This window comes from Roseateles sp. GW821-FHT09G03 (assembly GCF_059416045.1).
In genome coordinates this window covers 145,790-164,367 of the sequence record NZ_JBWKOK010000009.1, presented here as the reverse complement: position 1 = coordinate 164,367, position 18,578 = coordinate 145,790, and the positions used below count along the sequence as shown (strand labels likewise).

Below are 18,578 nucleotides of genomic sequence, written 5' to 3'. Positions count from 1 at the left end.
CCCTCCCATGTCACGACTGCAGTACCTGTTGGCCGCGTTGGCGGTTGGGGCGTTCCTCGCCCATGTGCCCGCGAGGGCTGCGGCGCCTGAGGCCTGTTCATGGGACCGGCCGGGCCATGACAGTTTCATGGGCGACGTGCCTGCGGCGGTCGATCGCTACAAGGACATCGCCCCCGAAGTGCGCGAGCGTTTGAAGACGCGCATGCGGGCGCACGACTACGACGACATCGTCGAGATCTCGCGCGAGAGCATCGAAGGCAACGCGGGCTACGAGCCGCGGATCCGCGACATGCACTTCGGCCAGGGCCGCGTCTGCGCGAGCGTGAGCCGCGATCGCTGGTCCGACGACCAGCGCGAGCGCGCGCTGGTCTATTGCGAGGGCGGCGACTGCGTGATGGTGCCGACGGTGTGCCGCAACGTGAGCCGCATTGCCCGGGTGCCGGGCGGTGGCGGCGGGCCGGTGCCCCCGCCGGGCGAGGGCGAACTGCCCTTCGATCCGCCGGGGGCCGGTGCGCCGGCGCCGGTGCCCGAAGGCCAGGTGCCGCCGCTGTCGACTTTGCCGCCGTCCCCGCTGACAGGTGTTCCCGGCATACCGCCCGGGTCGTTCGCGAACCCACCGCCGGTCTCGTTCGGCCCGCCGTCGGCGGGGCCGCCGATCTCGATCCCGACGCCCCCGCTCTTCGTGCTGCCGCCGCGTGTCGAGGACGTTCCGACGCCGGCAGTGCCGGAGCCCTCGACCTGGGCGATGGCCGCGGCGGGCCTGGCGTTGCTGACGCTGCTGGTCAGGCGCGCTTCTTCTTCGAAGCGGTCTGTGCGTCGAGCTTCTTGCCGACCTTGACCCCGGCCTTGGCCCGACCCTTGGCGCCGCCCGTATCGTGGCGCTTGAGCCAATCGAAGAACTCGCCGTACCAGAGCTTGGAATTGCGCGGCTTCATGACCCAATGGTTCTCGTCCGGGAACCAGACCAGCCGCGCATCGACGCCCTGCGCCTTCAGCGTGTTGTAGTAGGCCAGGCCCTGCGCGTCGGGCACGCGGTAGTCCAGCTGGCCGTGGATGACCAGCGTCGGCGTGTTGAAGTGCTGCGCGTAGCCGATCGGGCTTTGCGCGGCGACCTTGGCCGGGTCCTTCCAGTACGACGTCCCCAGCTCCTTCGCGTGCCACAGGTAGGCGTCGTTCGCGAACATCGCCGTCCAGTCGAAGCAGCCCGCGTGGCAGACATAGGCCTGGTAGCGGCCGGCCGGCACGTGGCCGTTCATCCACGCGACCATGTAGCCGCCGTAGCTGCCGCCGGTGGCGAAGACCCGCTTCGGGTCGGCCCAGGGCTGCTTGAGCAGCAGGTCGGTCGCGATCTCCACGTCCTGCAGCTCCAGCTCGCCCCAGCGGCCGGTGATCGAGTCGGCGAAGCGATTCCCGAAGCTCGACGAGCCGTGGTAGTTCACGCAGGCGACGACGTAGCCCTGCGACGCCATCGCCTGATGGTTCCAGCGCCAGTGCCAGCTGTCGCCCATCGCCGTGTGCGGACCGCCGTGGATCAGCTGCATCAGCGGCACCTTGGTCTTCTGCTTCGGATCGAAGCCGGGCGGGTGGTAGAGCCACATCTGCACGAGCTCGCCCAGCGCGCCTTCGTACCAGAGCTCCTCGACCTCGCCGAAGCGCACGGCGGCGAGCGCCGTGTCGTTGAAGGACTCGATGCGGTGCAGCACCTGCTCCTCGGCGTCGCCTTCGCGATCGACGACGGACACCCGCGGCGGGAAGGACGCGCTGTCGTGAAGCACCACCAGCGTGCCGGCCTCGAGCGCGAAGGCGCCGACATGGCCGCCCTCGCACAGCGGGAACGCGTGCAGCGTCTTCACGTCGAAGCGGTAGAGGTGGCGGCGGCCCTGCTCCTCGGCGCAGAAGAGCACGCCGAGGTCGTCCTCGTCCCAGCGCAGCGGCGCGGCGACCTCCTGGTCCCATTCCTCCGACAGCACGGCCCAGTTGCCGTGCGTGTCGAGCACGGCCAGTTGCTGCGGCATCGTGTGCTTCAGGCCCTGGTGTGTGGCGATGAAGGCGATGTGCTGCCCCGCGTGGCTGTAGACCGGCGCGACGAGGTCCCAGCCCGGCTCGTGCAGCAGCACCTGGGCACGGCCCGAGCGCACGTCGATCTCGGCCAGCGCGTTGCGATGCTCCAGCGTCCTGGGCGTGTACGGATCGAAGCTGAAGACGATGCGGCGGCCGTCGGGCGAGATGTCGAAGGTGTCGGCATCGGGCTCGGCGCGGCTGAGTTCGAAGTCGGTGCCTTCGAACAGGTCACGGACCTCGCCGCTGGCCAGGTCGATCACGTGCAGGTGCGGCACGCGGTTCATCGGCAACGAGTGGTCCCAGAAGCGGTAGAACCCTTCCTCGGTCACATAGGCCGAGTCCTTGCGGTCCTTCTCGGCCTTGCGGCGCTCGGCCTGCGCGGCCTGGCCCTTCAAGCCGGGATCGACCCAAGACACGAAGGCCAGGCGCTGGCCATCGGGGAACCACTTGAAGGACTCGACGCCGAAGGGCAGCTTCGTCACGCGGCGGGCTTCGCCGCCGTCGGGCGGGATCACGTAGAGCTGCGGGGCGTCGTCCTTGTCGCCTTCCTGCTCGCGGCGCGCGATGAAGGCGACGGATTCGCCGGTCGGGCTCCAGCGCGGCTGGCCGTCCTTCTCGCCGGCGGAGGTCAGCATGCGCGGCTCGCCGCCCAGCGTCGACAGCAGCCACAGCGAGGTCGCGCCCTTGTTCTTCTCCATGTCGTGGCGCGTGACCGGCACGACCGCCTGCGCGCCGTCCGGCGACAGGCTCGGTGCGCCGATGCGCGCCAGCGCCCACAGCGCGTCGACGTCGAAGGTCTTCAGTTCGGCGGATTGCTTCTTCTTCGAGGTGGCCATCAGGCGCTCCGGGGTTTGTCGATCAACCACTGCAGGTGGGTCTGGATGGTCGGCCATTCGGCCGCGGTGATGCTGTAGACGGCGGTGTCGCGCGGCAGGCCGCTGGGCATGATCATGTGCGAGCGCAGGACGCCGTCGAGCTGCGCGCCTAGCCGTTCGATCGCGCGGCGGCTCTGCGTGTTCAGGCGGTTGGTGCGGAACTCCACCGCGATGCAATCGAGTGTCTCGAAGGCGTGCCGCAACAGCAGCAGCTTGCATTGCGTGTTCAGGCCGCTGCGCTGGCTGGACGCGCGGGTCCAGGTGGAGCCGATCTCGACACGGCGGTTGGTCGCGTCGATGTTCATGAAGGTCGTCATGCCGGCGACGCGGCCGTCTATATCGAAGACGGTGAACGGGTTCATCGAGCCCGCGTCGCGCAAGGCCAGGCGGCGGTCGATCTCCGCGCCCATGCGCTCGGGCGCGGGCACGGTCGTGTACCAGAGCTTCCAGAGTTCGCCGTCGGCGACCGCGTCGGCCAGCGCCTCGCGATGGTCCTGGGAGAGCGGCTCGAGCCGCGCATGCGGGCCGGTCAGCGTGACCGGCGCGGTGAAGGGGGTGGGTGCGGTCATGAGGAGAGCCGACCCTCGGCCGGCGGTGCGAGGAAAGGGGGCGCGGGAAGGTCGGGGCGGGGCGGAAGCCTCAGCCCTTGTTGCCGAGCAGCAGCCGGCGCAGCAGCCATCGGCAGCCGCCCATGCCCACGAGGATGGTCAGCAGCCCCAGGATCTGCGTGGGGCCCCAGCCGGGCTCGCCGATGAATTCCCATCCGAGCGCGCGGCCGGCCAGCAGGCCGATCACGCCGCCGCCGACGAATCCGAGCGCGTCGGCGAGCGCGGCGCGCCAGGCCGTGTTGAAGTCTTGACTCATGCGGGGATCGTACGGGCGGCGGTCAACGGTTGCGGCTCTGCATGTAGACGAGTTTCTCGAACAGGGTCAGGTCCTGCTCGTTCTTCAGCAGCGCGCCCACCAGCGGCGGGATCGCGACCTTGTCGTCCTGCGTCTGCAGCGCCTCCAGCGGGATGTCCTCGGCCAGCAGCAGCTTGAGCCAGTCGATCAGTTCCGAGGTCGAGGGCTTCTTCTTCAGCCCCGGCAGCTTGCGCACGTCGTAGAAGGTCTTGAGCGCGGCGGCCAGCAGGTCCTTCTTCAGGCCGGGGAAGTGGACGTCGACGATGGCCTGCATCGTGTCGGCCTCGGGGAACTTGATGTAGTGGAAGAAGCAGCGGCGCAGGAAGGCGTCCGGCAGCTCCTTCTCGTTGTTGGAGGTGATGAACACCAGCGGCCGGTGCTTCGCCCGGACCCATTCGCGGGTCTCGTAGACGTAGAACTCCATCCGGTCGAGCTCGCGCAGCAGGTCGTTGGGGAACTCGATGTCGGCCTTGTCGATCTCGTCGATCAGCAGCGCCACCGGCGTGTCCGACGAGAAAGCCTCCCACAGCGTGCCCTTGACGATGTAGTTGGCGATGTCGCGCACCTTGTCGTCGCCGAGCTGGCTGTCGCGCAGCCGGCTGACGGCGTCGTACTCGTACAGGCCCTGCTGCGCCTTGGTCGTGCTCTTCACATGCCACTGCAGCAGCGGCAGCCCCAGCGCCTTGGCGACTTCCTCGGCCAGCAGCGTCTTGCCGGTGCCCGGTTCGCCCTTGACCAGCAGCGGCCGCGTCAGCGTGATGGCCGCGTTGACCGCCAGCATCAGGTCGGGCGTGGCGACGTAGTCCTGGGAACCTTGGAATTTCATGGGTGGGCTTCTCTAGCGCAGGGGTGAAAACCAGTATATAGGGCCCCCCCTATAATCGCGCCGCCCCAAATCCTAGAAGATCGGGACCATGAGAAGACAACTGCAGATCTCCCTCGCGTTGATGCTGGCCGGTAGTGCGTTTGTTGTAGCCGCTCAGTCCAACGCTTCTTCGTCGCCCGCGCCGGGACAAGCGCCGTCGACGACCACCCCTGCGGCGAGCAACGCCGCAACACCTGGCCCCCAGGCCAACGTGCAGGCCAAGGTGGCCATGTGCATCGGCTGCCATGGCATCCCCGGCTACCAGGCCACCTTCCCCGAGGTCCACAAGGTCCCGATGATCGCGGGCCAGAACGCCCAGTACATCGCCAACGCGCTGGCCGCCTACGCCAAGGGCGACCGCAAGCACCCGACGATGCGCGGCATCGCGTTGCCGCTGGGCGACAAGGACATCGCCGAGATCTCCAACTACTACGCCGGCCTGGCCAAGGTCGACGCGGTGCCCGCGACGGTCGAGGCGCCGGCCGACGTCAAGAAGCTGCTGGACAAGGGCGCCTGCGCGAGCTGTCACGGCGCCAACTTCAGCAAGCCGATCGACGGCACCTACCCGAAGATCGCGGGCCAGCATGCCGACTACCTGTACGTGGCGCTGAAGTCCTACCAGATCGAGGGCAAGCCGTATCACGGGCGCACCAATGCGGTGATGGCGGGGCAGGTGAAGCAATTCAGTCACGCTGAACTGAAGCTTCTGTCGCAGTATTTGGCAAGCTTGCCGTCCGAACTACGTACAGTCCCGCAATCGCGGTTCCGCTGATCCGTGGCAGGCTGTGTGCCAGCCTCGGGGTCCAGCGAAATGAAGTAGCCAAACCGCCCACCCGGGCGGTTTTTTCATGGTTGATCTGACTGTGCGTGTGCCGAGGAGGGCGCCATACTGTGTTGTCCTGGACGAAAACGCCAGTCATGCTGAAGAAGATCCCCACGGCCCAGGTGAAGCTGGGCATGTATCTGCAAGGGATGGAAGGGTCGTGGCTGTCGCACCCTTTCTGGAAGACGAAATTCGTCCTCACCGATCCCGAGGATCTGAAGGCGCTGAAAGCGAGCGGCGTGCCGTTCTGCTGGATCGACGCGTCCAAGGGTCTGGACGTCGACGCGCCCGAGGCGCCGAAGGCGGCTCTCGCACCGCCGGCCGCCGCGCCAGCGCCTGCCATGCCCGTGGCGCCCGCGGTGACGGAGCCTCCCGCCGCGCCCGCGGTCATTGCCGCGGCGCCCCGCCTCGAGTTGAGCACCGCGCCCGCGTCGATGGGCGAGGAGCTCGAGCGCGCCACGCAGGTGATGCAGCGCTCCAAGCGCGCCGTGATGCATCTGTTCGGCGAGGCCCGGCTGGGCAAGGCGATCGACGCGGAGCAATGCCTGCCCCTCGTCGAGGAGGTCGCGAGCTCGGTGGTCCGCAACCCGTCGGCGCTGATCAGCCTGGCGCGGCTGAAGACCAAGGACGACTACACCTACATGCACTCGGTGGCGGTGTGCGCGCTGATGGTGTCGCTGGCCCGGCAGATGGGCCTGGACGAGCCGCAGACGCGCGAGGCCGGCCTGGCCGGTCTGCTGCACGACGTCGGCAAGATGATGATGCCGCTGAACGTGCTGAACAAGCCGGGCGCGCTCACCGACGACGAGTTCGCGATCATGCGCGACCACCCGACGCGCGGCTTCGAGATGCTCAAGGAAGGCACGTCGGTGCCCGAGGCGGCGCTGGACGTGGCGCTGCGGCATCACGAGAAGATGGACGGCTCGGGCTATCCCGGCAAGCTGGCGGGCGAGCAGATCAGCCTGCTGTCGCGCATGGGGGCGGTGTGCGACGTGTACGACGCGATCACCTCGAACCGGCCCTACAAGAACGCGTGGGATCCGGCGTCGTCGCTGGCGCGGATGGCGCAGTGGACGGGCCACTTCGATCCGCGGGTGTTCCAGGCCTTCGTCAAGTGCGTGGGCATCTATCCGGTGGGCACGCTGGTGAAGCTGCAGTCCGGCCGGCTGGCGGTGGTGCTGGAGCAGAACGCCACGGCGCTGACGGCGCCGCGGGTGCGGGTGTTCTATTCGACCAAGTCGCAGATGCCGATCCCGACGCAGGTGCTGGACCTGTCGGCGGCGCACGCCGCGGACCGCATCGTCGGCCGCGAGGATCCGGCCACCTGGGGCTTCCAGCGGCTCGACGAGCTCTGGCAGGCGCCGGCGAAATGAGGGGGATACATCGCCTCGGGAGAGGCGAAGCCCCGAGTAACCGCAAGTCTCGGTAGTTGCCGCTGACTCAGAGCGGTAAGCGCACTCAATCTCTGAGGCGAAAGTCTCCTAGTTCAGGCAATGGTTCGCCTGAACCGTCCGCCGGAAGATGCAGACCTCGCGCCGATGAATGGCGCTGGAGGTCACTTGATGGCAGTCCTGTTGAAAGAGGCGGACCCGGTCGATCACGAACCGACGAATCCACCAACACTCAAACCGCTTGTTCCACCCTTCGATGTCGTGACTTATGCGGGTCCGATCACGATCGAGGGATATGAGCGGTTGAGCGCACTGCTCCGCGAGCGTCGATCCAACGACAAGGTGCTCCTCGTGTTGGAGATGCCTGGAGGCGATCCGCACGCGGCTTTCCGCATTGCCCGCGCGCTGGGCTTCCACTACGAACGCGTTGAGACCTTCGTCCCCCGTTACTGCAAGAGCGCGGGAACGCTGATCGTCCTCGGCGCATCCGTACTGCATATGGACGACCTCGCTGAACTGGGACCGTTGGACATGCAGGTACCTCGGCTCAATGGTGTCGCGTGAACATGCCCGGACGGGCAGAGTCCACGACTCCTCTGATCAATGTCCACCCCTTCTCAATGCTTAACTTGGAGGCTTTGCATGCCCAATAAGGTTCCTGTTCACATCGTGCTGCTGGAGGGCCGCAAGCGCACGCTCATGGCGGCGAGGGCGTATTACGCCAGCTTGTTTGACCTGGATCGGAAGCCGGTGCGGGATACGCCAGCGATGGACGAACTGTCCGGAAAGACCCCGACCTCCCGCTGATCCTCCGCTCCCTACACTCCCCGGCATCACATGACGTCGGGGAGTGCGGGATGAAGCCAATGCTCATGCTGCTGGCGCTGTGCGCCGGCACGGTTGGAGGCGCCGTGACCGGCGCATCGGCGGCCCAGGCGCAGACGCTGCGCTGGGCCAGTCAGGGCGACGCCCAGACGATGGACCCGCACTCGCAGAACGAGAGCCTGACCAACGGCATGAACTCGCAGGTCTACGAGCGGCTCACCGCCCGCGACCGCCAGCTCAACATCGTGCCGGGTCTTGCCACCGAATGGACCCAGGTCAGCCCGCTGGTCTGGCGCTTCAAGCTGCGCCCCAACGTCAAGTTCCACGACGGCTCCGCGTTCACCGCCGACGACGTCCTCTACTCGCTGCAGCGCGCCAAGGCGCCCACCTCGCAGGTCGCCGTCTACGCCAACGCCGTCGGCACCGCGCGCAAGATCGACGACCTCACCGTCGAGATCACGCAGCCGCGCTTCAACCCGATCTTCCTGCAGCACCTGGACCTGCTCTTCATCATGAGCAAGTCCTGGAGCGAGCAGCACAAGGTGACGAAGCCGCTCAGCTTCAAGGACAACGAGGAGAGCTTCGCCAGCTTCAACATGAACGGCACCGGCCCGTTCATGCTGGTCCGCCGCCAGCCGGGCATCCGCACCGTCTACAAGCGCAACCCGAACTGGTGGGGCCGCTTCGAGGGCAACGTGCAGGAGGTGCAGTTCACGCCGATCTCCAACGACGCGACGCGGCTCGCCGCGCTGGTCTCGGGCGAGGTCGACCTCCTGCTCGATCCGTCGCCGCGCGACGTGCCGCGGCTGCGCGCGACGCCCGGCGTGCAGGTCATCGAGGGGCTGGAGAACCGCCTGATCTTCGTCGGCATGGACCAGGCGCGCGACACGCTGGTGTACGGCCGGGCGCCCAACGGCAAGAACCCGTTCCAGGACCTGCGCGTGCGGCGCGCGATGTACCAGGCCATCGACATCGACGCCATCCACAAGCGTCTGATGAACGGACTGTCGCAGCCCACCGGCGGGCTGACGCCGTCGCCGCTGGGCGCCTTCAACGATCCGGCGCTGGAGACGCGGCTGCCGTTCGATCTGGCTGCCGCGCGGAAGTCGATGGCCGACGCCGGATACGCCGACGGCTTCGAGGTGACGCTGGACTGCCCCAACAACCGTTACGTCAACGATGAGGCCATCTGCCTCGCGCTGGCGTCGATGTGGTCGCAGATCAAGGTGAAGGTGAAGGTCAACGCGATGCCGCGCGTGCTGTACTTCCCGAAGCTGGAGCGCTACGAGACCAGCCTCTATCTGATGGGCTGGGGCGGCGCGATCACCGACGCGGAGACCATCCTGACGCCGGTCTACCGCACCGACGACAAGCCTTCCGGCGCCGGCTACTACAACTACGGGCGATCGAAGAATCCGAAGTTCGATCAACTGGCGGGCGCGTCCTCGACGGAGGCCGATCCCGCGAAGCGCGAGCAACTGATCCGGGCCGCGCTGCAGGAGTACCGCGAGCAGATCCACGTGATCCCCTTGCACCGGCAGGCCGCGCCGTGGGCGGTGCGCCAGGGCGTGAAGGCCGTGCATCGTGCCGACAACTGGCTGGACTACGCGTGGGTGACACTGCCGAAATGAATGGCACCCCTGAGAAGCAATGGCTGGCGCGTCTGCGCGCCGATTACCGGACCGAACGGGGACGCTGCGTCGTCAGCCATGAGCATCAGGGGCCGCTGCGCCTGCTGAAGAGCCTCTATCCCGAAGGCGACGCCATCTGCCATAGCGTGCTGGTGCATCCGCCCAGCGGGCTGGTCGGCGGGGACACCTTGGACATTGCCGTCACGGTGGGCGAGGGCGCCCATGCGCTGGTGACCACGCCGGGCGCGACGCGTTTCTATCGCAGTCCTTCGGGAGCGCTCGCGACGCAGCGCGTGCACGCCCAATTGGGTGATCGCGCGCGGCTCGAATGGCTGCCGCTCGAGGCCATCGCCTATCCGGGTTGCGAAGCGCTCAACGAGGCGCGCTTCACGCTGGCGCCGACGGCGGAGCTGCTCGCCTGGGACATCACCGCGCTGGGCCTGCCCGGCGCGGGGCAGCCGTATGCCGCCGGGCGCTTCCAGCAGCACCTGGAGATCCCGGGCATCTGGCTCGAACGCGGTCTGCTCGATGCCGGCGATGCCTTGCTGATGGACGGCGAGCTCGGGCTGGCGGGTCACCGCTGCCTGGGCACGCTGGTCTTCGCCGCCGGCACCGCGATCGGACGCGAGCGTCGCGAACAGGCGCTGGATGCGGTCCGCGCGCTGATCGAGGCCGATCCGCTGCGGCTTGCCGCCGGCGCGACGGCCGCGCAGGACGGCGTGCTGGTGGTGCGGGCGCTGGGGCCGGTGGTCGAGCCGGTCTCGCTCCTGCTGCGCCGCTGCAGGGCCACCTGGCGTCAGGTCTTGTGGGGCCTGGACGGCACCTCGCCACGCCTCTGGGCGATGTAGGCCGGACGCCCCGCCCGGTTCCCGGGCAAATCCCCGGCCCGCGCGCATCCCCCACTCTGGGGACGCCCGCGCATATCGCTGTGGCAACGATGTCTCAGAGTTGTAGCCAGCACACTCAGGCAGCGCTTAGCATGGCCGTTCCACAGACGGTCTCCAGGGAGGTGATCGCATGGCTTCACGTACCGCTTCATGCAGTTGCGGCCAATTGAAGATCGTGGTGCAGGGAGAGCCGCTGGGAACCGGCCTCTGCCATTGCCTGGCGTGCCAGCGGCGCACGGGCAGTGTCTTCGCGACGCTGGCAGCCTTCGCCGAACCCTATGAGGTGATCGGCATCGCGACCGAGTTCGTACGCGCCGGGGATCAGGGCGCACGCTTCCGGTTCCACTTCTGCCCGGTCTGCGGGAGCAACGTCTTCCATACGGAAGAGGGTGTCGAGGGCTCGGTCGGCGTCGCCGTCGGCGCCTTCGCGGATCCCTCGTTCCCGCCGCCTCAGGACTCGGTCTACACCTGCCGCATGCACGGCTGGGTCCGGTTGCCGGAGGAGGTCAGAACTTATGACAAGGATCCGATGTAGCGGGTGATCCGCCAGCCCGAATTCACTGCGGGAGGCCTGGCGCGGGCACTCCACGATGCAGGAGGCCTCGCGTCCGCGAACCTCCCGCATCATTCCGGCCCCACGGGATCTCGCTGACCGCGGGTTGGGACACCATCGGTCCCGGGCGCCGCGCCTCCGCCATGACTCGTCGGCGGGCACCCGGGCCGATGGGGCGTTCTTGCATCAGGCCGCCAGACGCAGGTCCGGGCGGACCTCGGTCAGCGTCGACGGACGCAGCGGCTGCGCCAGTCGCAGCAGGTGACCCGGCTCGCTCAGGAAGCGCATGCGGTCCGCGTTGCTCATGGCGTCGACGATGCCCGGCTGAGCGGTCAGCTCATGCATGCGACGGCCGCGCACCTCGGCGCGCTTGCCCGTGCCGACGTCGCGGCGGCCCATCGCCTCGGCCGCCAGCGCGGTGAGGCGGCGGCTCGCCAGCAGGTCGGCGAAACCGGGAAGGCGACGTTCCTGGCGGCCGTAGGCCCAGGCGTTGCGCAGCACGGTCGGTGTTGAGCTCTCTTCCGGAATGACCAGCAGGCCGGCGCGGCGCATGCGCTCGCCCAGGCTCGCCCGGCTCGACAGCACCGTGATCGGCGCGGCCAGCAGCAGCGGCAAGGCGATCGGCGCGATCCAGATCAGCGTCGTGGGACTCAGCGCGCCGATCAGCGCCGTGATCACCAGCGTCACCGCGCTGATGCGGCCGTAGGCGGCGAAGGCCTCGCGCCAGGACACGTCCTCGGCGGCCCGCGGCGGCGACTTCCAGTCCAGCGAGATCCCCGTCAGCGCGACCACGCAGAAGATCGAATGCGCGACCATCCGCAGCGGCGCCTGCAGCAGCGACATGCCGGCCTCGGTGGCGCAGGAGGCCACCAGCTTCAGCGAGCCGCCGTACTGCGACTGCTCGCCGCGCAGGATCAGCGCAGCGACCGACAACAGGCGCGGCAGCACCAGCATGCCGATCGTGCCGAACCACAGCGCGGCCACGCCCGGCGCCAGCGAGCCGTCTTCCAGGAAGGGCTGGAAGGCCTCGTTGCCGCCGACGTTCCAGAGCAGCACGCCCAGGCCGACGTAGAGCAGCCACAGCGGCGCGGCCAGGTAGGACAGCGCGCCGGTGACCAGCATCGCGCGGTGGACGCCGTGCAGACCCGGCTCGGCGATCAGGCCGGCGTTCTGGATGTTGCCCTGGCACCAGCGGCGGTCGCGTTGCAGCTCGGCCAGCAGGTGCGGCGGCTGTTGCTCGTAGCTGCCCGGCAGGTCGGCCACCAGCCACACCTGGTAACCGGCGCGGCGCATCAGCGCGGCTTCCACGAAGTCGTGGGACATGATGTCCTTGCCGCGCAGCGGGGCGAGGGCGCAATGCTTCATGAAGGGCTCGACGCGGATGATCGCGTTGTGGCCCCAGTAGTGGGCTTCGCCCAGCTGCCAGAACTGCATGCCGGCGGCGAAGAGACGACCGGTCACGCGGCTCGCGAACTGCTGCGCGCGGGCGTGCGGCGTGTCGTGGCCGCAGACCTGGTTGGCGGCTTGCAGGATGCCGGCGCGCGGATGCTTCTCCATCAGGCGCACCAGGCCCAGCAGGCAGTCGCCGCTCATCACGCTGTCGGCGTCCAGCACCACCATGTAGCGGTAGTTGCGGCCCCAGCGGCGGCAGAAGTCGGCCACGTTGCCGGCCTTCTTCTTCACCCGGCGCTGGCGCCAGCGGTAATGGATGCGACCGCGACCGGCGAACTGCGCGCGCAGCTCGGCCCAGGCGGCCAGTTCCTGCGTGCGGCGCTCGGGGTCGGAGCTGTCGGAGAGGATGTAGACGTCGAACAGGCGCAGCGCGCCGGCGGCCGCGAGCGACTCGCAGCTGGCGCGCAGGCCGGCGAAGACGGTGGTGACGTCCTCGTTGCAGATCGGCATGACGAGCGCGGTGCGCGCGTCGGCGCCCAGCGCGTCATTGCCGGCGTCCTTGATGCTGATGGCGTGCCTGTCGCCGCGCAGCATGACCCAAAAGCCCATGACCGCGGTGACGCAGCCGGCGCTGACCCAGGCGAACAGCAACGCGAACAGCCCCAGATGCACGCACTGCAGCGCGAACGCCCACGGGTCCGAGGCCCAGCCGCGATGCGTCTGCCAGAGCACGCCGGTCGCCAGCGCGGTGGCGCCGATGATCGACAGCTTCAGCGCGTTGCGGCGGTTCTTCGCGGCGGTCTCCCAGGCCTCGGGCGGCTCGGCATCGGGCAGCGACTCGACCGGCGGATTGCGCTGGCCCCAGGCGCGGGGCACCATCGCGCCGCGCCTGATCGCCGGGGCGCTCGGACCGACGGGCCCGGGGGCGGCGGCGGCTTGGTGCACGGTGGCGGTGTGCGTGGATTCGATCATGTCGTGCTCCTTCACTGGGGAGGAAGAATCAGGCTCCAGGTCTCGGTGAGGACCTGTTGCTTCGTCTGGAGGAAGCCGCGCAGCTCGGTCGATTGACCGGGGCGGAGCTGCTTGATGCGGACGGCCATGCGCCAGCCGCCGGTGACCGGGTTCGGGTAGGCGTTGACCTCGGTGACCTCGCCGTTGCCGTTGGTGCTGGCGACGGCCTTGACCTCGGCGCCGGCCGGCAGCGCGGCGAGCGACGGGCCTTCGAAGTCGACGATGAACTGCTGCTCGTTCTTGTCGAGCTTGGCGTAGCTGTAGCCGGTGCGGGACTGCACGGCCCAGGCGCCGGGCGGGCGCTGCTGCTGCTCGCCCTGCAGGTGCAGGCGATACGAGTAGTCCAGCGGCTGGCCCGGAGCCGGCTGTTTCGCTGGCACCCAGTAGGCGACGATGTTGTCGTGCGTCTCGTCGGGGGTGTGCAGCGACATCAGCTCGACGCGGCCCGGACCCCAGTCGCTGGTCGGCTCGACCCAGGCGGAGGGACGCATCTCGTAGCGCGCCTCGGTGTCCTCGTAGTTGGCGAACTTGCGGTCGCGCTGCATCAGGCCGAAACCCTTCACGCCGGGCAGGGTGAACGACGTGGTCAGCGTGCCGTTCGGGTTGATCAGCGGACGCCAGATCCATTCGCCCGTCGAGCTGGCGACCATCAGGCCGTCGCTGTCGTGGACCTCGGGCCGGAAGTCGCCCTTCTGCGGCTGGTTCTCGCCGAAGAGGTACATGCTGGTCAGCGGGGCCATCGCCAGCGTCGCGACCTGCGTGCGCATGAACAGCCGCACGCGCGTCTCGACCACGGTCTCCGCGCCCGGCTTGATCACGAAGGTGTAGACGCCGCTGGCGCGCTGCGAATCCAGCAGCGCATGCACGGTCAGCGACTTGGCGTCGGCCGCGGGGCGCTCGATCCAGAACTCGGTGAAGCGCGGGAATTCCTCGCCCTTGCCGCCGACGGTGTCGATGGCCAGGCCGCGGGCCGACAGGCCGTAATGCTGGTTGGCGCCGAGGACGCGGAAGTAGCTCGCGCCCAGGAAGACCGCCAGCTCGTCCTTGTACTTGTCGTTGTTGAGCGCGAAGTGCGCGCGGAAACCGGCATAGCCGACGTCGCCCCACTTCTGCGGCGACAGCTGGCTGTTCTTGCCGTAGTCGAAGTCCTCGCGCTTGAAGGGGACAGGTCTTGCCTGGCCGCCGACGATCTCGTTGATGCGCACGGCCTGGGTCTGGTAGTGGCCCAGGTGGAAGAACATCAGCTCGAAGGGCAGCTTCTCCTCGCGCCACAGCGCGCGCGCCGGCTTGAACCGGATGTCGCGCATCTGGTCGTAGTTCAGGTTCTTCAGCTCGGCCGGCAGCGTGTCCGGCGGCGCGACGTAGGGCTTGGCCGCGAGCGCCTTGGCGCGCTCGGCCACCTCGTCGAAGCCGAAGGCATGCGCTGCGGCGGTGGCCGCCAGCAGCGCGGCGCCGACCGCGAGCCCGAAGAACGACCCCATCCACCGACGCTGGCCGGCCTGGAGGCGGACACTGGCCGCCTGGATGAGGACCCGAGAGGAGGGGGTGTGCATATTTCTCATGTGACAGGCCTAACGCAAGGCCTGTGCCACAAGAGAAATCTCTTCTAAATCAACAACTTACGTCGTTGGTGCGGTGCCGCACACGGGAATTTCTGTCGCCGGGGGGCGACGCGATTGCTGCCTTGAATTCCAAGTCCTTGATTTGAAAGGACTTTTCTTGTCGCTATTCAGCGACAGGCCCATCGGCGCGGAACATCGAGGGGTCCAGTCCGTTGCGCTGCAGCAAGCGGTAGAACTCGGTGCGGTTGCGGTCGGCGAGCCGCGCGGCATCGGCGACGTTGCCGTCGGTGAGCTTGAGCAGGCCCACCAGGTACTCGCGTTCGAAGCGTTGTCGCGCCTCGGCGTAAGGAAGTACTTCGATGCTGGGCGAGCGCAGCGCGCGCTGCACCAGCGACAGCGGGATCAGCGGCGAGGTGGCCAGCGCGCTGACCTGCTCCACGACGTTGTGGAGCTGGCGCACGTTGCCCGGCCAGGCGGCCATGGTGAGCGCCTTCAGCGCGTCGGGCGCGAAGCCGTTGAGGCGCTTGTCGTACTTGGCCGCGAGCTTCTGCAGGAAGTGCTGCGCCAACAGCGGGATGTCCTCGCGTCGCTCGTCCAGCGTGGGCAGCGTCAGGCTGACGACGTTGAGGCGGTAGTAGAGATCCTCGCGGAACTGGCCTTCGGCCAGCGCGGCTTCGAGGTCCCGGTGGGTCGCGGACAGGATGCGGACGTCGATCGGCACCGAGGCGCTGGCGCCGACCGGGCGCACCTGGTGCTCCTGCAGCACGCGCAGCAGCTTGACCTGCAGCGGCAGCGGCATGTCGCCGATCTCGTCGAGCAGCAGCGTGCCGCCGTCGGCGGCCTGGAACAGGCCGCGGTGGTTGGCCAGCGCGCCGGTGAAGGCGCCCTTGACGTGGCCGAAGAGCTCGGACTCCAGCAGCGGCTCCGGGATCGCGCCGCAGTTGACGGCGACGAAGGGCCGCTTCGCGCGCGGACTGGCGGCGTGGATCGCGCGGGCGAGCAGTTCCTTGCCGCTGCCGCTCTCGCCGCGGATCAGCACCGGCGCCTGCGAGGCCGACACCAGCCGCGCCTCGGCCAGCACCTCGGCCATCACGTTGGACCGGCTGACGATGGATTCCCGCCAGAGCTGGTCGGGGCTGTCGTCCTGGTGGACGGCGGTGAGGGTCAGGGCTTGCGCGATGGTGTCGAGCAGCGCGCGGCCGTCGAAGGGCTTGGTCAGGTAGGTGTAGACGCCCTGCGCGGTCGCGGCGACGGCGTCGGGGATGGTGCCGTGCGCGGTGAGCAGGATGACGGGCAGGGCGGGGTGGCGCTCGCGGATCGTGTTGAACAGCGCCAGGCCGTCCATGCCGGGCAGCTGCACGTCGCTGAGCACCAGCGCGGGCCGCTGCACGTCGAGCTTGGCGAGCGCCGCCTCGGCGCTGCCGACGGCGGTGATGTCGTAGCCGGCGGCTTCCAGCCGCATCTGCAGCAGCTTCAGCAGGTCGGCGTCGTCGTCGACGATCAGGATTCGCGCACCGCCGCTCATGTGAGCCCCTCGTCCGCCGCACGCGGCGGCCGGTCCCCCGAGGGGACGTGAGCTTGCTTGGGGCGGCCCTGCGCTGCGCTCATGGTTTGTCCAGCGCCGAGCGCGGCCCGCCCAGGCTGCGTTCGATCGCCTTCAGCGCCTCGAGCTTGCGGTTGGCCTCGTCCAGGCGGCGCTGCAGGTCGTCGCGGGCCTGGCGGGTCTTGTCGAGCTCGCCTTCCATGCGGCGCTGCTCGGCGACGCGGTCGACGAGGAACTGGGCCATCGGGCGCCACTCGTCGGCCTCGGGGCGCGCGTCGCGCAGGACCTGGTCGAGCAGCGTCTGGGCGCGGAAGGTCTCGCCGTTGGCGTGGCTGAACATCAGCGCCAGCGCGAGCTGCACGGCGTTGCCCGGCGGCAGCGCGCCGTCGTCGCGCGGCGCGACTTCCTGCGCCAGCTCGAGCGGGCTCATCTGGCGCAGCCGGTCGTTGAGGTTGAGCACGATGCGCGCGGCGTTGTCGGTCGGCGCGACGACGGGCACCTGCACCGGCACCTGGACGCGGACTTCCTTGACGATGGTCTTGGGCGGCTGCTGCGCGCAGCCCCCGGCGAGGGCGGCGACCACCAGCGCGGCCGACGCGGCCGCCAGCGACGCCGCCCGGGAGCCGGACAAGGCGCATTGAACGGCCGTCGACGCGGCGGGCAGGGGACCGGCCGTCAGGCGTTCGAGGACTTCAGGAATCGGGGCGTGTGGGCGCATGGCAGCGTGATTCTGAAATGGGCGCCCTGGTCGGCGGGCAGCAGGTCGATGTGACCGCCGTGGGCGGCGATGTATTCGGTGACGATGGACAGGCCGATGCCGGTGCCCTTCAGCGCGTCGTCGGGCTGGCGTTCGCCGCGGTAGAAGGGCTCGAAGATGCGGGCCTGGTCCGCCGGGGCGACGCCGGGTCCGTCGTCGCGCAGGTCGATGGTGAGCTGGCCGCCCTGGCGCGCGAGAGCGATGTCGACGCGGCCGCCGGGCGGGGCGAAGCGTATCGCATTGGAGAGGAGGTTGCCGACCGCGGCCGCGATCTTGGCCGGGTCGACCTCCGCCTCGAGCGGTCCGCCGGACAGGTTGATCTGCAATCCGCGTGCCTGCCACTGCAAGCGCTGGTGATCGATCGTGCCCTGGATCAGGGACAGGAGGTCGGTGCGCTCCGGCTTGAGGTCGCGCGCCTCGAAGGCGGCGGCGTTGAAGCGCAGCAGGTCCTCGATCTGGCGCTGCAGCACGGCGGTGTTGTCGCGCAGGATGCGGGTCACTTCCTTCTGCTTCTCATTGAGCGGGCCGGCGACCTCGTCCTCCAGCAGCGCGGTGCCTTCGCGCAGCGCGGCCAGCGGGGTCTTGAGCTCGTGCGAGACATGCCGCAGGAAACGCGCCTTGTCGGCATCGAGTTCCGCCAGCCGCAGCCGCAGCCAGTCCAGGCGCTGGCCGATCACGCGCAGGTCGGCGGGGCCGCGGATCTCGATGCGGTCGTCCAGGCGGTTCTCGCCCAGGCCCTTGATGGCGCGGGCGAGGTGGCGCAGCGGCCGGGTCAGGAAGATGCCGAAGACCAGGGACAGCAGCGCGGCGACGCCGATCGCGCCCAGCACCTGCTGGCCGAGCAGCACGCGGCCGTTCTCGAGCTTGTCCTGCAGCACGCGGTTGCTGGTCTCGGCGTGCTTGCGGACGTCGTCGGCCAGGCCGCCGGTCAGGCCGCCGAGCTCGCGGAAGCGCGTCATCAGGTCGGTCTCGCGCTTGCGCGGATTGGTGCCGCGGGGCGTGTCCATCAGCGCGCGGACCTCGCCGAGCTTGGCCTTCCAGGCGTCCAGCGGCGCGGGGGTCAGGCCTTGCGCGCGCAGCAGGCCGAGCAGGCGCTCGGCGTCGTCGGCGTCTTCCTCGAAGCGCTGACGCAGCACGTGGTCCTCCAGGACGGCGTACTGCCGCGCGGCGCGCTCCATGCTGACGCCGCGGTCGCCGAGCTGCTGCACCTCCGAGCTCATGCGCGCGGCGCGCACGACGGCCTCGCGGCTCTGCACGGTGAGGCGCTCCAGGGTGAGCAGGCCGCCCAGCGATGCGGCGGCGAGCAGCCCCGCGATCGACAGGAAGCCGATCAGGAGCATCTGGCGGAAGGAAATGCGGTTGAGCATCGGGCGGCAGTGTAGTGGGCCGGTCCGGTCCGGCGCCGGGTCTGGGGTCCGGTTTGCGGATGCGCGGGTTCGCCGTCGCCAACCGGCGGCGAACCCGACAACCGCGCGGCGGGGGGTGTCACTGAGGCGCTG

17 protein-coding genes are annotated in these 18,578 nt (G+C 69.1%); 8 read left to right on the top strand and 9 right to left on the bottom strand.

Going from position 1 to position 18,578, the window contains the following annotated elements:
• Positions 1-7 precede the first annotated feature (7 nt).
• Positions 8-838 carry an MHFG family PEP-CTERM protein gene (locus tag AC07OZ_RS26370; protein WP_495470007.1) on the top strand — a complete coding sequence of 277 codons (831 nt, stop codon included), beginning with the start codon at positions 8-10 and terminating at the stop codon, positions 836-838.
• Here AC07OZ_RS26370 and AC07OZ_RS26365 read toward each other — a convergent pair.
• The 4 genes from AC07OZ_RS26365 to AC07OZ_RS26350 form a co-directional block, all read right to left on the bottom strand.
• Positions 783-2,897, bottom strand: a complete 2,115-nt coding sequence (locus AC07OZ_RS26365) for a S9 family peptidase (protein ID WP_495470006.1) — start codon at positions 2,895-2,897, stop codon at positions 783-785. The genes AC07OZ_RS26370 and AC07OZ_RS26365 overlap by 56 nt on opposite strands.
• The gene (locus tag AC07OZ_RS26360; protein ID WP_495470005.1) at positions 2,897-3,505 is read right to left on the bottom strand and encodes a GNAT family N-acetyltransferase; all 609 of its coding nucleotides are present in this window, start codon (positions 3,503-3,505) and stop codon (positions 2,897-2,899) included. Before AC07OZ_RS26360 ends, AC07OZ_RS26365 begins: the two co-directional genes overlap by 1 nt.
• 70 nt (positions 3,506-3,575) lie before the next feature.
• Positions 3,576-3,800, bottom strand: a complete 225-nt coding sequence (locus tag AC07OZ_RS26355) for a hypothetical protein (protein ID WP_495470004.1) — start codon at positions 3,798-3,800, stop codon at positions 3,576-3,578.
• Positions 3,801-3,822: 22 nt separating this feature from the next.
• Positions 3,823-4,665: an AAA family ATPase gene (locus AC07OZ_RS26350; protein ID WP_331617684.1), complete on the bottom strand. Its 843-nt coding sequence runs from the start codon at positions 4,663-4,665 to the stop codon at positions 3,823-3,825.
• An 88-nt stretch (positions 4,666-4,753) separates the two neighbouring features.
• Here AC07OZ_RS26350 and AC07OZ_RS26345 point away from each other — a divergent pair, with 88 nt between their 5' ends.
• The 7 genes from AC07OZ_RS26345 (at position 4,754) to AC07OZ_RS26315 (ending at position 10,796) form a co-directional block, all read left to right on the top strand.
• On the top strand, positions 4,754-5,476 hold the full coding sequence (locus tag AC07OZ_RS26345) for a c-type cytochrome (RefSeq protein ID WP_495470003.1): 723 nt from the start codon (positions 4,754-4,756) through the stop codon (positions 5,474-5,476).
• A 146-nt stretch (positions 5,477-5,622) separates the two neighbouring features.
• The gene (locus AC07OZ_RS26340; protein WP_495470002.1) at positions 5,623-6,900 is read left to right on the top strand and encodes a cyclic di-GMP phosphodiesterase; all 1,278 of its coding nucleotides are present in this window, start codon (positions 5,623-5,625) and stop codon (positions 6,898-6,900) included.
• 189 nt (positions 6,901-7,089) lie between these two features.
• Positions 7,090-7,482, top strand: coding sequence for an SDH family Clp fold serine proteinase (locus AC07OZ_RS26335; RefSeq protein ID WP_495470001.1), 393 nt, complete (start codon positions 7,090-7,092; stop codon positions 7,480-7,482).
• A gap of 78 nt (positions 7,483-7,560) precedes the next feature.
• The gene (locus AC07OZ_RS26330) at positions 7,561-7,725 is read left to right on the top strand and encodes a hypothetical protein (protein WP_495470000.1); all 165 of its coding nucleotides are present in this window, start codon (positions 7,561-7,563) and stop codon (positions 7,723-7,725) included.
• A gap of 50 nt (positions 7,726-7,775) precedes the next feature.
• On the top strand, positions 7,776-9,374 hold the full coding sequence (locus AC07OZ_RS26325; protein ID WP_495469999.1) for an ABC transporter substrate-binding protein: 1,599 nt from the start codon (positions 7,776-7,778) through the stop codon (positions 9,372-9,374).
• Positions 9,371-10,222, top strand: a complete 852-nt coding sequence (locus tag AC07OZ_RS26320) for an urease accessory protein UreD (protein ID WP_495469998.1) — start codon at positions 9,371-9,373, stop codon at positions 10,220-10,222. Before AC07OZ_RS26325 ends, AC07OZ_RS26320 begins: the two co-directional genes overlap by 4 nt.
• A 169-nt stretch (positions 10,223-10,391) precedes the next feature.
• Entirely contained in the window at positions 10,392-10,796 is a 405-nt protein-coding gene (locus AC07OZ_RS26315; protein WP_495469997.1) for a GFA family protein, read from the top strand.
• A 204-nt stretch (positions 10,797-11,000) separates the two neighbouring features.
• Here the strand turns inward: AC07OZ_RS26315 and mdoH are convergent, their stop codons facing one another.
• The 5 genes from mdoH to AC07OZ_RS26290 all read right to left on the bottom strand — a co-directional run bounded on the left by mdoH (position 11,001) and on the right by AC07OZ_RS26290 (position 18,446).
• Positions 11,001-13,178, bottom strand: a complete 2,178-nt coding sequence (gene mdoH / locus AC07OZ_RS26310; RefSeq protein ID WP_495469996.1) for a glucans biosynthesis glucosyltransferase MdoH — start codon at positions 13,176-13,178, stop codon at positions 11,001-11,003.
• A gap of 11 nt (positions 13,179-13,189) precedes the next feature.
• On the bottom strand, positions 13,190-14,698 hold the full coding sequence (locus tag AC07OZ_RS26305) for a glucan biosynthesis protein G (protein ID WP_495470075.1): 1,509 nt from the start codon (positions 14,696-14,698) through the stop codon (positions 13,190-13,192).
• A 244-nt stretch (positions 14,699-14,942) separates the two neighbouring features.
• Entirely contained in the window at positions 14,943-16,304 is a 1,362-nt protein-coding gene (locus AC07OZ_RS26300; RefSeq protein WP_495469995.1) for a sigma 54-interacting transcriptional regulator, read from the bottom strand.
• A gap of 79 nt (positions 16,305-16,383) precedes the next feature.
• Positions 16,384-17,040, bottom strand: coding sequence for a hypothetical protein (locus AC07OZ_RS26295; RefSeq protein ID WP_495469994.1), 657 nt, complete (start codon positions 17,038-17,040; stop codon positions 16,384-16,386).
• A complete protein-coding gene (locus AC07OZ_RS26290; protein WP_495469993.1) occupies positions 16,998-18,446 on the bottom strand; it encodes a HAMP domain-containing sensor histidine kinase in 1,449 nt (482 codons plus the stop codon). Before AC07OZ_RS26290 ends, AC07OZ_RS26295 begins: the two co-directional genes overlap by 43 nt.
• Positions 18,447-18,578: the final 132 nt, after the last annotated feature.